The following is a 14,434-nucleotide window of genomic DNA, read 5'->3' on the forward strand; positions in this document are numbered from 1 at the left end:
CTAGCCCTTGGTCTTTGCGACGATGTCGAAGTCCGCGCCGAGGGCTTCCAGTTTGGAGGTGAACCGCTCGTAGCCGCGGTTGATGATGTCGATGCCGGTCACGCGCGAGGTGCCGGTGGCGGCCAGGGCGGCGATGAGGTGGCTGAACCCGCCGCGCAGGTCCGGGATGTCGATCTCGGTGCCCTTGAGCTGCGTGGGGCCGGAGATGACGGCGGAGTGCAGGAAGTTGCGCTGGCCAAAGCGGCACGGCACGGAGCCCAGGCATTCACGGTGCAGCTGGATGCCGGCACCCATGCGGATCAGGGCATCGGTGAAGCCAAAGCGGTTCTCGTACACGGTCTCGTGCACAATCGACACACCCTCGGCCTGGGTCAGGGCCACCACCAGCGGCTGCTGCCAGTCGGTCATGAAGCCGGGGTGCACGTCCGTCTCCAGCACCAGCGGGCTCAACTTGCCGCCCTGGTGGTAGAACCGGATGCCGTCGTCGTCGATGTCCATCCCGCCGCCCACCTTGCGGTAGGTGTTCAGGAAGGTCATCATGTCCCGCTGGTTGGCGCCCTGGACGTAGATGTCGCCGCGCGTGACCAGGGCGGCCGAAGCCCAGGAGGCGGATTCATTGCGGTCGGGCAGCGCCCGGTGCACGTAGCCGCGCAGCTCCTTGACCCCCTCGATGCGGATGGTGCGGTCCGTCTGGATGGAGATGATGGCGCCCATCTTCTGCAGGACGGCAATCAGGTCCACGATCTCCGGCTCGGTGGCGGCACCGGACAGCTCGGTGATGCCCTCGGCACGCGTGGCGGAGAGCAGCACCTGCTCCGTGGCCCCGACGCTGGGGTACGGCAGAGAGATCTTGGTGCCGTGCAGGCCCTTCGGGGCCGAGATGTGGATGCCGCCGGGGCGCTTCTCGACGACGGCGCCAAACTGGCGCAGCACGTTCAGGTGGTAGTCGATGGGGCGGTCGCCGATCTTGCAGCCGCCCAGATCGGGGATGAAGGCCTCGCCGATCGCGTGGATCAGCGGGCCGCAGAACAGGATCGGAATGCGCGAATCCCCGGCGTGGGCGTCGATGGCCGTGCTGGGTGCCGTCTTGGCATCCTTCGGGTCCAGGGTCAGATCCCCCGTCACCGGATCCTTGACCACCGTGACGCCGTGCAGCTGCAGCAGGGACGTGACAACCTCAACGTCCTTGATCTCGGGCACATTGCGCAGCACCGAGGGTTCACTGCCGAGCAGCGCCGCCACCATGGCCTTGGGGACCAGATTCTTGGCACCCCGGACCTGCACACGGCCGGCCAGGGGCACACCTCCACGGACGCTCAGAACACTGCTCATCAAAACCTAATTCCTTGTGCGTTCACCGCCCGGGAGGCGGCAAAGACCTCAGCTAAGCATAGTTTCTCGTGTCGCGATGCCGAAACAGGACCCCTCCGCCGCGCGCGCTGGTGCACGAAAAAGCACGTACGGACAGTGTTGCGGGGCAACACTGTCCGTACGTGCTTTTTCGGCGGAGGGGCCGGTTAGACCTTGGCCGGGAGCGTGGTCGGCTTGAAGGCGGGGCGCGTGGCCTCGAAGGCGGTGATGTCCTCTTCGTGGCGGAGCGTCAGGCCGATGTCGTCCAAACCCTCCAGCAGGCGCCAGCGGGTGTAGTCGTCGATGTCGAACGGCGCCACCACGGAGCCGGCGGTGACCATCTTGGTGTTCAGGTCGACGCTGATCTCGGTGCCGGGTGCCTCTTCGAGCACCTTCCAGATCAGTTCGATGTCATCCTGCGCAACCTGGGCAGCCAGCAGGCCCTGCTTGCCGGAGTTGCCGCGGAAGATGTCGGCAAAGCGGGAGGACAGCACGGCCTTGAAGCCGTAGTCCTTCAGGGCCCAGACGGCGTGCTCGCGGGAGGACCCGGTGCCGAAGTCCGCGCCGGCCACCAGCACGGAGCCGCGGCTGAAGGGCTCCTGGTTCAGGATGAATTCCGGGTTCTTGCGCCAGCTGGAGAATAGGGCGTCCTCGAAGCCGGTGCGGGTGATCCGCTTCAGGTACACGGCGGGGATGATCTGGTCCGTATCCACATTGCTCTGGCGCAGCGGGACACCAATGCCGGTGTGGGTGGTGAACTTTTCCATGGTTTCTCCTACGCTGCGGTGGTGGCGGCCAGCGGGGCCAGATCGGACGGGGAGCTGAGCGTGCCGCGGACGGCCGTGGCAGCGGCGACGACGGGTGAGACCAGGTGGGTGCGCCCACCCTTGCCCTGGCGTCCCTCGAAGTTGCGGTTCGAGGTGGAGGCGCAGCGCTCGCCCGGGGCCAGCTGGTCCGGGTTCATGCCCAGGCACATCGAGCAGCCGGCAAAGCGCCACTCCGCACCGAAGTCGGTGAAGACCTTGTCCAGCCCCTCGGCTTCGGCCTCCAGGCGGACGCGGGCGGAACCGGGCACCACCAGCATGCGGATGGCGGGGTCCTTTTCGCGGCCGCGGATGATGTCCGCCGCGGCGCGCAGGTCCTCGATGCGGGAGTTGGTGCAGGAGCCCAGGAAGACGGTGTCCACCCGGATGTCCTTCATCGGCGTACCGGCGGCGAGGTCCATGTACGCCAGGGCCCGCTCGGCGGCGGCCTTGGAGTTCTCATCGCCGAAGTCCTCCGGCGAGGGGACGACGTCGTTGAGCGAGACGCCCTGGCCCGGGTTGGTGCCCCAGGTGACAAAGGGCTCCAGGGTGTCGGCGTCCAGGTCCACCGAGGCGTCGAACACGGCGTCGTCCTCGGTGACGAGGGTCTTCCAGTACTCGACGGCGGCGTCCCAGTCCTCGCCCTGCGGCGCGTGCGGGCGGTCCTTCAGGAAGGCGAAGGTGGTCTCGTCCGGAGCGATCATGCCGGCGCGGGCGCCGGCCTCGATGGACATGTTGCAGACCGTCATGCGGGCATCCATGCTCAGGGCGCGGATCGCGGAGCCGCGGTACTCCAGGACGTAGCCCTGGCCGCCGCCGGTGCCGATCTTGGCGATGACGGCCAGGATGATGTCCTTGCTCGTCACGCCCGGGCGCAGCGTGCCCTCAACGTTGATCGCCATGGTCTTGAACGGCTTCAGGGGCAGCGTCTGGGTGGCCATGACATGCTCCACCTCGGAGGTGCCGATACCGAAGGCCAGTGCGCCGACGGCGCCGTGGGTGGAGGTGTGCGAGTCGCCGCAGACCACCGTCATGCCCGGCTGGGTCAGGCCCAGCTGCGGGCCGACGACGTGCACAATGCCCTGCTCGGCGTCGCCGAGGGAGTGCAGGCGGACGCCGAACTCCTTGCAGTTGTTGCGCAGGGTCTGGATCTGCGTGCGGCTGGTGAGGTCGGCAATCGGCTTGTCGATGGCCAGCGTGGGCGTGTTGTGGTCCTCGGTGGCGATCGTCAGGTCCGGGCGGCGCAGCGGGCGGCCGGCCAGGCGCAGACCCTCAAAGGCCTGCGGGGAGGTGACCTCGTGGATCAGGTGAAGGTCGATGTAGAGCAGATCAGGCTGGGCCGCGTCGCCTTCACCCTCACCCTTGCGCACGATGTGGTCGCGCCACACCTTTTCCGCCAGCGTCTTTGCTGAATCGATCACAGCTGAGTCGTTCACACGGGGTGTGGTTGCCTCGGTCACGGCCAGCTCCCTTCATCTGTTGGGCCACCCACGGAGTTCTGTATCCGCGTGGTGAGAGTGCCCTATGGTCTCTGTCTACGTCCACTGAACCAGCCGCGGCGCGCAGGGCGCCAGCTGGACAATTTGCATCTCACATAATGAGACGTCAATATCATTACATGGACAATTCTAGCGGCGTAGGCGTGATCGATAAAGCGGCCAGGGTTCTGGATGCACTGGAGGCAGGGCCCACCACCCTGGCACAGCTGGTGGCTGCCACCGGTTTGGCGCGGCCCACAGTGCACCGGCTGGCCCTGGCCCTGGTGCACCACCGGCTGGTCAGCCGGGACATCCAGGGCAGGTTTGTCCTGGGCAGCCGCCTGGTGGAGCTGGCCTCCGCCGCCGGCGAAGACCGGCTGATTGCCGCGGCGGGCCCGGTGCTGCTGCAATTGCGCGACAGCACGGGCGAAAGCGCTCAGATCTTCCGCCGTCAGGGCGATTCCCGCGTCTGCGTGGCATCCGCCGAGCGGCCCATCGGCCTGCGCGACACCATCCCCGTGGGCACCCAGCTGACCATGAAGGCCGGCTCCGCCGCCCAGGTGCTGCTGGCCTGGGAGGACCACGAGCGCCTGCTGGAAGGGCTGCACAATGCCCGCTTCACCCCCACCGTACTGGCCGGCGTCCGCCGCCGCGGCTGGGGCCAGAGCCTGGGCGAGCGCGAGCCGGGCGTGGCCAGTGTCTCCGCTCCGGTGCGCGGCCCCTCCGGCCGCGTCATTGCCGCCGTCTCCATCTCCGGACCGATCGAACGCCTGACCCGCCAGCCGGGCCGCCTGCACGCGGAAATCGTCTGCAACGCCGCCCGCATCCTCTCCGAGGCGCTGCGCAAGACCGCCGAGTAATCGGCACGGAATAGACGGCACGGTAGGCTGCAGCCATGGCGAACTCCCCCACCCCCGCGCCCGGGCGCTACGGCGTCTTCCTGCGCGGTGTGAACGTCGGCGGCATCAACATCAAGATGGCGGAGCTGCGCGAGGCGTTGACAACGCTGCCGCTCGGCTCCTTCTCCACGCTGCTCGCCAGTGGGAACATCGTCTGCACGGCCGATGCCTCCGCGCCGGAGCTGAAGGCCATGATGGAGTCGCTGCTGCGGGAACGCTTCGGCTATGACGCCTGGGTGGTGGTGTTCAGCCTGGGCCAGCTGGAGTCGATTCTGGACGGCTTCCCGTACCCGGCGGATTCACCCGAGCTGCACAGCTATGTGACGCTGAGCTCCGAGACGGGCGCACTGGACGAGCTTGAATCGCTCGGCCGCGCGCTGGACGGCACGGAACTGGCGCGCGTCGCGCCGCTCGCACTGGCCTGGCAGGCACCGGTGGGCGGCACGCTGGACTCGCCCTTCAGCAAGCTCACCGCCAAGGCCAAATACAAGAGCACGACGACGACGCGCAACGTCCGCACCCTGGTGAAGGTCCGCGAGGCCCTGGCCTAGCTGCACCTACCCCGCGGCGTGGAGGGCCCGGGAGAACTCCCTGAACCGCTCGATCTCCTCCTCGGTCGGATCCACCACCTCGGCCTCGGACACCTCGGCCACGGAGGCCCGCAGCCGCCGTCGTGCTCCGGCCGCGCGTCCGCGCGCCCCTGCCCCGGCAATGGCCTTGCTCGCCAGTGCCAGCACCACGCCGAGCAGTGCCCCGGCGGCCACCAGCAGCGTTGGCACGGGCCAGCCTTCCACCTGCGGGGCCGGCGGAACGGGGAGCTGGAAGTAGCCCAGCAGCGCCAGGCCGGCCAGCCAGCCCAGGCCAGCCAGGGCGGCCAGCAGGCCAATCCACTGCAGCACTGAGAACAGCGGCCACCACCAGGCCCCCTTGTTGGCCAGCAGATCCGTGCCGGACACCGCCGCGTCCAAGGTGTCGCCCAGTGTGGCGTTCCGGCTGCGGGCGGCGGCCCGGATGGACGCCCGCCACGGTCCGGGTGCGCCGGCACTGGCGGCGTCGGAGAACGTCCGCACGGCCGTATCCAGCCGGGCTGCCCCCGTTGCGCCGGCCTCCGGCAGCGAGGTGCGGTTCACCTCGGCGGGCCCGGAGCGGCGCAGGCTGAGCCGGCGCAGCGGATCGCGCCTCAGCCGGGAGATCCACCGGGTGACGGGCCATCCCGTGTGGCGCGTGGCCTCAAGCTGGTACGAGCGGCGGACGGCGTCGACCACCACCTCCACCTGCGCCGCGGCCGCCAAGTGCTCGGCCAGCTCGCGCCTGTCCTGCTGGTGCACGCCGGCCGGCTCGCCGCCGCCCGAGGCCGCCCGCAGCCGTGCGGCCGCCTGCTGGACATCGGCGGCAAGGCGCGCGGAGCCAGCCGCCCTGTCGGACACCACCGAGCCAATGGCCGTGCGCAGCTCCGCGATGCCCGCCCCCGTCAGCGCCGACACCGGCAGGATGCGGACCTTGCCGAGGCCGTCCTGGGCCAGCAGGGAGCGCAGCGATTCCACCACCGGCCGCACGGCGGCCGGCGCCAGCGTGTCCACCTGGTTGAGCACCACCAGCGTCACGGCACCGTAGGAGGAGAACCGGCTGATGAAATCGTGGTGGATCGCGGCGTCGGCGTACTTCTGCGGATCCACCACCCACACCAGCACGTCCACCTGGCCGGCCAGCCGTTCGACAATCCCGCGGTTGGCCAGGTGGGTTGAATCAAAGTCCGGCAGATCCAGCAGGATCAGCCCCGGGTCCGCGGCGGAGCCGGCCAGCCCGGGCACGGGGGTGCCCTCGTGGCGCTGGTCGACCCCCAGCCAGTCCAGCAGCGGGCCGCTGCCCGGCGGCCCCCAGACGCTGGCCAAGGGTGCGCTGGTGGTCGGCCGGCGGACCGCCACCCGGGCGGCATCCGTCGCCGCCACCGCGTTGAAGAGCGAGGACTTTCCACTGCCGGTGGCCCCGAAAAACCCCACCACCGTGTGCTCGGCGCTGAGGGAGCGCCGGGAGCTGGCCCGCTCCAGGACCTCGTAGACCTCCTGCAGCACGGAATCCTCCAGCCGCCCCTCGGCCAGTGAACGGGCGCTGTCCAGGGCCTCCAGGCGCGCCGTCAGCGCCGAGGCCTCCTTGGCCGTCCGATGCCGGCTCATGCAGCCTCCCCCAACCGGGCCAGTTCCTGCGCCCGGCGTTCCAAGGTTTCCACCAGCGAGGCGCCGTCGACAGTTCTGCTCTGCCCGGGCAGCCGGTCCAGGAAACGGCGGGACTCCGCCTCCAGCAAGCCCTTGCAGCGGCGGTCCAGCCCGGCGCGGGCCTCCTGCGCCAGCCGCCGGACGGCGTCCTCGCCGAAGATTGCTTCCAAAAGCTTCTGGCCGACGACGGTGGTGCCGCCGGCGATGCCCACCTCGACGCCCGTGAGGCCGCCGGTGAAGGAGAACACCACCACCATCAGGATGACGCCCAGCCCATTGACGCCGAAGGACAGCCAGCGGGCCTGGGAGCGCTTGTCCGCGCCCTCCGTGCGGATCAGGGTCAGCACATCGCCCTGCCACGCGCGGATCTGCTCCGCCACGGCGGCGGAAAACCCCTCGCTCGTTCCAGAGAGGTCCTCCCCTCCCAGCAGCGCGCGGCCGGCCGGATCCGAGCGCCAGCGCTGGTCGGCGTCCTCCGCTGCCCGGGCGGCCTGGTCCACCACCACCGCCTGCAAACCCGATTCGATGGCCGTCTCCACCTTCACCGCGGGCTGCGGCTGGCCTCGGAAGAAGGCCCCAATCCTGTCCCGCAGCCGGCCGATGCCGCTCTCCAGGGCCCGGAAGAACTCCCCCGTGCCCACAAAATCCTGCCAGCGTGCCAGCACCTCCCCCCGGAGCAGGGTGCCGTCGGTGCTGGCCGCCCTGATCGTCTCCAGGGCGTCGCGGTAGGCGGCGGCCACGTCGTCGGCCAACTGGCCGGCGGCCTCATCCTGCTCCAGCGCGGCGCGGGCCACCGTCTCCACGCGGCCGGCCAGCGCACGCACTGTGCCATTGAGCGTGCGCCGGGCAATTTCCGCCCGGCCGGCGGCATCGGCGGCAATGGCCGCCAGCCAGGCCCTGATCGGATCAACGGACTGCGCCGGGAGCATGCCCAGGGCGTCCAGGCCGGATTCGGGAACGACGAAGAGCGCGGCGCCGCCCAGGCCCTCGCGTTGGAGCATCTGGGACAAATCCGCCGACACTTCGGCCTCGGCGCCGGCGGGGACGCGGTCCAGGACCACTGCCACCAGAATGTCCCGGGACGCGGCGTCGAGCAGCAGCTTCCACGGCACGGCGTCTGCATAGCGGTTGGCCGTGGTGACAAAGATCCACAGATCCGCCGCGGCCAGCAATTGGCCCGCCAGCGCGCGGTTGTCGTCGGAGACGGAATCCACATCCGGCGCATCCAGCAGCGCAATCCCGGCCGGAATGGCGGCATCGGGCAGCAGCACCAGCTGGCCCATGGCCGCCGGGTCCGGTGCCACGCCGGCCGCAGAGGCAGGGACGTTGGGCGCTGTGGTGCCGGCGTGGACACGGGAGAGCGTGGGCAGCACCCGATCGGAGGCGAACCAGGCGCCGTCCCCGGGGTGGTGCAGCAGAATGGGCTGCCGCGTGGTGGGCCGGATGGCGCCGGAGCGGGTCACAGGGTGCCCCACCAGGGCATTGACGAGTGTGGACTTCCCCGCGCCCGTGGATCCACCCACCACGGCCAGCAGCGGCGCGTCCAGACTGCGGTAGCGCGGCAGGATGTAGTCCTGCAGCTGCCCCAGCGCGGCCCGGACGGCCTCACGGGCTTCCTGGGCGCCGGGAAGCGCCAGCGGCAGGTCCAGGGCGGCCAGCTCGCTCCGGACGGCTTCAAGAAGCACGACGGCGGCCGGGGGCGCCGGTGCACCGCCGGCGGTGGTGGAGTCTGGTTGGGGGCTCACAGCATCATCATGCCAGCACGGATGGCGAAGCCGTCGGCATTTGTGCGCGGTGGAATTTCGGGGCGTTAACGACAAAACCTCCGGAACCAATGTGGTTCCGGAGGTTTCTTTGGTGACCCCAGCGGGATTCGAACCCGCGTTACCGCCGTGAGAGGGCAGCGTACTAGGCCGCTATACGATGGGGCCCTAATACCTGCTGGCCAATCTTTCGTTCGGCCAGCTCGAAATACTTTACACGAAATTTTCCGGGCCCGCTCGCCAAAAGCCGCCCGGCGCGGTGTGTTGTCCGCCACTCCCCCGGCCGGGCGGTGCCTCGGTCGATGCCAGAGGGCCTTGCAGGAATGCGGCACGGCCCGGAGCGGGGCAATTGTCCGGGAACGGGAAAAGCCTCCGGAATCAATTGATTCCGGAGGCTTTCTTTGTGACCCCAGCGGGATTCGAACCCGCGTTACCGCCGTGAGAGGGCAGCGTACTAGGCCGCTATACGATGGGGCCCTAATACATTTGCTTTTGCAAGCATGCTTTTACAAGCGCTGGGATACCAGGACTCGAACCTAGAATGACGGTACCAGAAACCGTAGTGTTGCCAATTACACCATATCCCAATGGCACTAAATGGACGCTTCCGTTCAGGTTTTCCCTGTTCCGTTAGCGGCCCTTGCGCCGGGATAAAACTATACATGAGGAACGGCCGAACAACAAAATCGGCCGGACACCGCCCCCCGCACCGGCCAAAATCCCCGGAATTCCACGGCCTACAGCCCCTCAGCGCAGCCCGGCTCCACTCTGCTGGGCACTCCGCCCCGGGCGATGTGGCGCAGAACACCCACCCTCCCGCATCGCCGGCCTCCCGCCGTCGCGCTTAAACGCCAACTGTCCCGCAGACAACGCTTGCTTGGAGCTCCAAGTGGGCGTTTAGTGCGGGACAGTTGCGGTGGTGGGCCCACAAACGCGAGGGCCCCCGACCGTGGGCCCCCTGTCGCGAGGGGCCCGTTGCGAGCGTGCGAACAACGGGAGCGACAGGGGACTTGCGAGTTTGGGGAGCGTTTGGGGATTAGCCGCGGAAGGCCTTCAGGCGCGTCAGCGAGGAATCCTTGCCCAGGATCACCATGGACTCGAACAGCGGCGGGGAGATGCGGCGGCCGGAGATGGCCGTGCGGACCGGACCGAAGGCCAGGCGCGGCTTGATGCCCAGATCCTCCACCAGCGCCTGCTTCAGCGCGGCCTGGAGGTTCTCGGCGGTCCACTCGGCCACGGACTCCAGGGCGGCCAGAGCGGCATCCAGCACCTCGGTGAGGTTCTCCGGCAGGCCCTTGCGGGCGTCGTCGGCCACGTCCACGGCGTCGTCCGCCTTGAACAGGAAGCTGATCATCTCCGGGGCCTCGCCCAGCAGCGTGATGCGCTCCTGGACCAGCGGGGCGGCCTCGGTCAGGATTTCCTCCTGGCGGGCCGTGGGCTCGGCCGGCAGCACACCGGCGGCCTGCAGGTACGGCACCAGGCGGTTGCGGAAGTCGGTGGCCTCAAGCATGCGCACGTGCGTGCCGTTGATGGCCTCGGCCTTCTTGACGTCGAAGCGGGCCGGGTTGCCCAGCACGTTGTGGATGTCGAAGCTGGCGATGAGCTGCTCCACCGTGAAGATGTCCTCGTCGGCGGACATCGACCAGCCCAGCAGGGAGAGGTAGTTCAGCAGGCCCTCGGGGATGAAGCCGCGGTCCCGGTGCAGGAACAGGTTCGATTCCGGATCGCGCTTGGACAGCTTCTTGTTGCCGGCCCCCATCACGTAGGGCAGGTGGCCGAAGAGCGGCATGTACTCGGCCACGCCGACGGCGATGAGCGCCTGGTACAGGGCCACCTGGCGCGGCGTGGAGCTGAGCAGGTCTTCGCCGCGGAGAACGTGCGTGATGCCCATCAGGGCGTCGTCGACCGGGTTGACCAGTGTGTACAGCGGGGCGCCGTTGGGGCGGACGATCGCGTAATCCGGGACTGATCCTGCCTTGAAGGTGATCTCGCCCCGAACCAGGTCGGTGAAGGTGATGTCCTCGTCCGGCATGCGCAGGCGCAGGGCAGGCTGGCGGCCCTCGGCCTTGAACCCGGCAATCTGCTCCGCGGACAGGTCGCGGTCGAAGTTGTCGTAGCCGAGCTTGACGTCGCGGCCGGCGGCCTTGTGGCGGGCCTCCACTTCTTCGGGGGACGAGTAGGACTCGTAGGCGAATCCACCCTCCACCAGCTTGGCGATGACGCCCTGGTAGATGTCTGAACGCTGGGACTGGCGGTACGGCTCATGCGGGCCACCCACCTCCACACCCTCGTCCCAGTCCAGGCCGAGCCACTTCAGGGCGTCAAGCAGCTGGTGGTAGCTCTCCTCGCTGTCACGGGCGGCGTCGGTGTCCTCAATGCGGAACACCATCTTTCCGCCGGTGTGCCGGGCGTAGGCCCAGTTGAACAGGGCCGTGCGGATCAACCCGACGTGCGGGGTTCCGGTGGGCGAGGGGCAGAAACGGACGCGGACCGGCGTCTCGTCGTTGACAGTGGGGATTGCGGCAGCAGTAGTCATGATGCTTTCCAGTTTAGCCACCACCTGCGCCCAATAGGGCACTGAACGACGGCGGGGAAACGGGAACGGGCGGGCGCCGCCAACCGAAGTTGGCAGCGCCCGCCCGTCAAGGTTCCTGCAGAAACCCGCTGTTAGCGGCGGACCACGGGGTTGGACAGGCGCCCGATCCCCTCGACCTCGACCTCGTACCGGTCGCCGTCGGCGAGGATGTCCACACCGGCGGGCGTGCCGGTCATGATGACGTCGCCGGGCAGCAGGGTGAAGGCGCGCGAGATGAGGGAGACCAGCTCCGGGACCCCGCGGACCATCTGCGCTGTGGTGCCGTCCTGGCGCAGCTCACCGTTGAGCCAGCCCTTGATCGAGAGGTCTTCGGGGTCAAGGTCCGTTTCGATCCACGGACCCAGCGGAGCCGCGGTGTCAAAGCCCTTGGCACGGGCCCACTGCTGGTCCTTCTCCTGCACGTCTCGGGCGGTGAGGTCGTTGCCACAGGTGTAGCCGAAGATGACCTCGTGGACGCGGTCCTCGGGAACGTCCTTGCAGATGCGGCCGATGACCACACACAGCTCGGCCTCGTAGGAGACCTCCTCGGAGAACTCGGGGAGCACAATGGGCTCGCCCGGGCCGATCACGGAGGTGTTGGGCTTGAGGAACAGCAGCGGTGCTTCGGGCACCTCGTTGCCCAGCTCACGGGCGTGCTCGGCAAAGTTGCGGCCGACGCCGATGATCTTGCTGCGCGGGATGATCGGCGCCACCAGGCGGACATCCTCGAGGTTGAACTTGATGGAGGTACGTTCTACGCCATTGAAGAACGGGTCACCCTTGATGACAGTAATGACTTCACTGCCGGACTCCCCCTCTACGACGCCGTACATGGGATCAGAATCGACTACAAATCGGGCAATACGCATGCCTGCCACTCTAGCGGGAATGCCACTACAGCCCTTAAAGCAGCGGCGACCTTTACGCCCGTATTTCGTCGAGGCCCCACCAAAAAACCGCTCCACACCCGCCAAGCGGGTGTGGAGCGGTTTGAGGTGCGGTGGCTAGACCAGTCGGGTCAGCCAGCCGTGGGTGTCCTCGACCGTTCCGGTCTGGATGCCCAGCAGCTGCTCGCGGATGCTCATCGTGACGGGGCCCGGCTTGGCGTCCGCGGAGCCGATCTGCTCGTTGGCGTCCTTGAGCATGCCGATCGGGGTGATCACGGCGGCGGTGCCGCAGGCGAAGACCTCGGCGATGTCGCCGGAGGCAATGCCGTCGCGCCACTCGTCCAGGGTGATCTTGCGTTCCTGGACCGTCAGGCCGCGGTCCTTCGCCAGCGCGATGATCGAGGAGCGCGTGACGCCCTCCAGGATGGTGCCGCTGAGTGCCGGGGTGACAACGGTGCCGTCCTTGAAGACGAAGAAGACGTTCATGCCGCCGAGCTCTTCCACGGCGTTGTCATTGAACGGATCCAGGAACAGCACCTGCTTGCAGCCGTTGGCCTCGGCCTCCAGCTGCGGAACCAGCGAGGCGGCGTAGTTGCCGCCGCATTTGGCGGAGCCGGTGCCGCCGCGGCCTGCGCGGGCGTACTCGTGCGAGATCCAGATGGACACGGGCTTGAGCTCGCCGCCGAAGTAGTTGCCGGCCGGGGAGGCGATCACGCGGAAGGAGACCTCGCGGGCCGCCCGCACACCCAGGAACGCCTCGGTGGCGATCATGAACGGACGCAGGTACAGGCTCTCGCCGTCGCCGGAGGGAACCCAGTTGGCGTCCACCTCGACAAGGCCCTTGACGGCATCCAGGAAGACCTGCTCCGGCAGCTGCGGCAGCGCCAGACGGGCCGCGGACTTGTTCAACCGGGCGGCGTTGGCCTCGGGGCGGAACGTCCAGACCGAGCCATCTGCGTGGCGGTAGGCCTTCAGACCCTCGAAGATCTCCTGGCCGTAGTGCAGCACGCTGGCCGCCGGGTCCAGGGAGATGGGGCCGTAGGGCTCGATGCGGGCATTCTGCCAGCCGCCGTTGCCCTCGGCATCCACCACGTAGTCCACCACTGCGGTGTGGTCGGTGAAGTGGTCCCCAAAGCCCGGGTTGGCCAGAATGGCGGCCCGCTCGGCCTCAGTCTTGGGGTGGGCCGAAAGCTGCTGCGCAAACGCCAGTTCAGTTGCGCTCTGGGTCATGGTTCCTCCACATTGTTGTGCCCGTTTCAGTTACGGTGCACTCACTCTATTAGGATCAGCGTACTCCTGCCCAGCCGCCGCCCAGCGCGGGCGGCGGGCGGACTAGAGGGCTGCTGTGATTGCGTTGCCGATTTCGCTGGTGGTGCGCGGTGCGTCGGCGCTGCGGGTGGCAATATCGGCGACGACGGCGGCGTCAATGCGCGCTGCCGCCTCACCGTAGCCGAGGTGGTCCAGCAGGAGGGCAGCGGAGAGGATGGCCGCCGTCGGATCTGCCTTCTGCTGGCCCGCGATGTCCGGGGCCGAGCCGTGGACCGGTTCGAACATGGACGGCGCCGTGCGGTCCATGTTGATGTTGCCCGACGCGGCCAGGCCGATGCCACCGGTGACGGCGGCGGCCAGGTCGGTGATGATGTCGCCGAACAGGTTGTCGGTGACGATCACGTCAAAGCGCGCGGGGTCCGTCACCAGGAAGATCATGGCGGCATCGACGTGCAGATAGTCCACGGCGACGTCGGGGAACTCCGCGGAGACGGCCTCGACGGTGCGCTTCCACAGGTGGCCGGCGTGCACCAGCACATTGTGCTTGTGCACGTAGGTGAGCTTCTTGCGGGGGCGGGCGGCGGCGCGGCGGAAGCCGTCGCGGACCAGGCGCTCCACACCGAAGGCCGTGTTGACGGAGACCTCGGTGGCGATCTCGTGGGGCGTGCCCTTGCGCAGCACGCCGCCGTTGCCGACGTACGGACCCTCGGTGCCCTCGCGGACCACCACAAAATCGATGCTGCCCGGGTTGGCCAGCGGGCTGGCAACGCCGTCGTACAGGCGGGACGGACGCAGGTTCACATAGTGGTCCAGGCTGAAGCGCAGCTTGAGCAGCATCTCGCGTTCGATCAGCCCGGAGGGGATGCGGGTGTCCCCCGGTGCGGCGCCGACGGCACCGAAGAGGATGGCGTCGTGGCCGCGCAGGGCAGCCAGCGTGGACTCCGGCAGCGTCTCCCCGGTGGCCAGCCAGTGCTCGGCACCAAGGGCGTAGTCGGTGAGCTTCAGCTCAACGTTCTGCTCTGCTGTGGCCTTGCGCAGAACCTTGACGGCCTCCGCGATGACCTCGGGGCCAATGCCGTCGCCGGGAATAACTGCAATATCGATGGATGCGCTCATGCATTTCAGCCTAGCCAAGGTATCCACATGATGGGCAAATCATCTCAAAATGCGGACCCTTCCATAGGTGCCGGCATCCAC

11 protein-coding genes and 3 tRNA genes are annotated in these 14,434 nt (G+C 68.3%); 2 read left to right on the forward strand and 12 right to left on the reverse strand.

Going from position 1 to position 14,434, the window contains the following annotated elements; translation table 11 throughout:
• From murA to leuC, 3 genes are all read right to left on the reverse strand, one after another.
• On the reverse strand, positions 1-1,332 hold the full coding sequence (gene murA / locus K254_RS0110220; RefSeq protein WP_026555281.1) for a UDP-N-acetylglucosamine 1-carboxyvinyltransferase: 1,332 nt from the start codon (positions 1,330-1,332) through the stop codon (positions 1-3).
• Between the two features lie 185 nt (positions 1,333-1,517).
• Positions 1,518-2,117 (reverse strand): 3-isopropylmalate dehydratase small subunit, encoded by a 600-nt coding sequence (leuD, locus tag K254_RS0110225; protein ID WP_026555282.1) that lies wholly within the window; start codon positions 2,115-2,117, stop codon positions 1,518-1,520.
• An 8-nt stretch (positions 2,118-2,125) separates the two neighbouring features.
• The gene (leuC, locus tag K254_RS0110230; RefSeq protein ID WP_035749954.1) at positions 2,126-3,571 is read right to left on the reverse strand and encodes a 3-isopropylmalate dehydratase large subunit; all 1,446 of its coding nucleotides are present in this window, start codon (positions 3,569-3,571) and stop codon (positions 2,126-2,128) included.
• 200 nt (positions 3,572-3,771) lie between these two features.
• On the opposite strand from leuC, the gene K254_RS0110235 reads away from it, so the two are divergent.
• Positions 3,772-4,491, forward strand: a complete 720-nt coding sequence (locus tag K254_RS0110235) for an IclR family transcriptional regulator (protein ID WP_026555284.1) — start codon at positions 3,772-3,774, stop codon at positions 4,489-4,491.
• A gap of 35 nt (positions 4,492-4,526) precedes the next feature.
• On the forward strand, positions 4,527-5,081 hold the full coding sequence (locus K254_RS0110240; RefSeq protein ID WP_026555285.1) for a DUF1697 domain-containing protein: 555 nt from the start codon (positions 4,527-4,529) through the stop codon (positions 5,079-5,081).
• 6 nt (positions 5,082-5,087) lie between these two features.
• On the opposite strand, the gene K254_RS0110245 is transcribed toward K254_RS0110240, so the two are convergent.
• The 9 genes from K254_RS0110245 to K254_RS0110285 all read right to left on the reverse strand — a co-directional run bounded on the left by K254_RS0110245 (position 5,088) and on the right by K254_RS0110285 (position 14,353).
• Positions 5,088-6,704 (reverse strand): GTPase, encoded by a 1,617-nt coding sequence (locus tag K254_RS0110245; RefSeq protein ID WP_026555286.1) that lies wholly within the window; start codon positions 6,702-6,704, stop codon positions 5,088-5,090.
• Positions 6,701-8,488 (reverse strand): dynamin family protein, encoded by a 1,788-nt coding sequence (locus K254_RS22755; protein WP_051389045.1) that lies wholly within the window; start codon positions 8,486-8,488, stop codon positions 6,701-6,703. The genes K254_RS0110245 and K254_RS22755 overlap by 4 nt, the downstream gene beginning before the upstream one ends.
• 110 nt (positions 8,489-8,598) lie before the next feature.
• A tRNA-Glu gene (locus K254_RS0110255) sits at positions 8,599-8,674 on the reverse strand.
• Positions 8,675-8,910: 236 nt separating this feature from the next.
• Positions 8,911-8,983: transfer RNA gene (locus K254_RS0110260), tRNA-Glu, on the reverse strand.
• Between the two features lie 38 nt (positions 8,984-9,021).
• Positions 9,022-9,093 (reverse strand) — tRNA-Gln (locus K254_RS0110265).
• 449 nt (positions 9,094-9,542) lie between these two features.
• A complete protein-coding gene (gltX, locus tag K254_RS0110270; protein ID WP_026555287.1) occupies positions 9,543-11,042 on the reverse strand; it encodes a glutamate--tRNA ligase in 1,500 nt (499 codons plus the stop codon).
• A gap of 131 nt (positions 11,043-11,173) precedes the next feature.
• On the reverse strand, positions 11,174-11,950 hold the full coding sequence (locus tag K254_RS0110275) for a fumarylacetoacetate hydrolase family protein (protein WP_026555288.1): 777 nt from the start codon (positions 11,948-11,950) through the stop codon (positions 11,174-11,176).
• 135 nt (positions 11,951-12,085) lie between these two features.
• A complete protein-coding gene (locus K254_RS0110280; protein ID WP_026555289.1) occupies positions 12,086-13,198 on the reverse strand; it encodes a branched-chain amino acid aminotransferase in 1,113 nt (370 codons plus the stop codon).
• A 102-nt stretch (positions 13,199-13,300) separates the two neighbouring features.
• Complete coding sequence (locus K254_RS0110285; RefSeq protein WP_026555290.1) at positions 13,301-14,353, reverse strand: 3-isopropylmalate dehydrogenase; 1,053 nt, start codon at positions 14,351-14,353, stop codon at positions 13,301-13,303.
• Positions 14,354-14,434: the final 81 nt, after the last annotated feature.

This window comes from Arthrobacter sp. 35W (assembly GCF_000482545.1).
In the GTDB taxonomy this organism is placed as follows: Bacteria; Actinomycetota; Actinomycetes; order Actinomycetales; family Micrococcaceae; genus Specibacter.

Excerpts from the sequence above, each read along its gene's own strand:
- K254_RS0110280 (WP_026555289.1), bottom strand. The coding sequence starts at position 13,198 with ATGACCCAGAGCGCAACTGAACTGGCGTTTGCGCAGCAGCTTTCGGCC.
- leuD (WP_026555282.1), bottom strand. The coding sequence starts at position 2,117 with ATGGAAAAGTTCACCACCCACACCGGCATTGGTGTCCCGCTGCGCCAG.
- K254_RS0110275 (WP_026555288.1), bottom strand. The coding sequence starts at position 11,950 with ATGCGTATTGCCCGATTTGTAGTCGATTCTGATCCCATGTACGGCGTC.
- gltX (WP_026555287.1), bottom strand. The coding sequence starts at position 11,042 with ATGACTACTGCTGCCGCAATCCCCACTGTCAACGACGAGACGCCGGTC.
- K254_RS0110245 (WP_026555286.1), bottom strand. The coding sequence starts at position 6,704 with ATGAGCCGGCATCGGACGGCCAAGGAGGCCTCGGCGCTGACGGCGCGC.
- K254_RS0110285 (WP_026555290.1), bottom strand. The coding sequence starts at position 14,353 with ATGAGCGCATCCATCGATATTGCAGTTATTCCCGGCGACGGCATTGGC.
- K254_RS0110235 (WP_026555284.1), top strand. The coding sequence starts at position 3,772 with ATGGACAATTCTAGCGGCGTAGGCGTGATCGATAAAGCGGCCAGGGTT.
- murA (WP_026555281.1), bottom strand. The coding sequence starts at position 1,332 with ATGAGCAGTGTTCTGAGCGTCCGTGGAGGTGTGCCCCTGGCCGGCCGT.
- K254_RS0110240 (WP_026555285.1), top strand. The coding sequence starts at position 4,527 with ATGGCGAACTCCCCCACCCCCGCGCCCGGGCGCTACGGCGTCTTCCTG.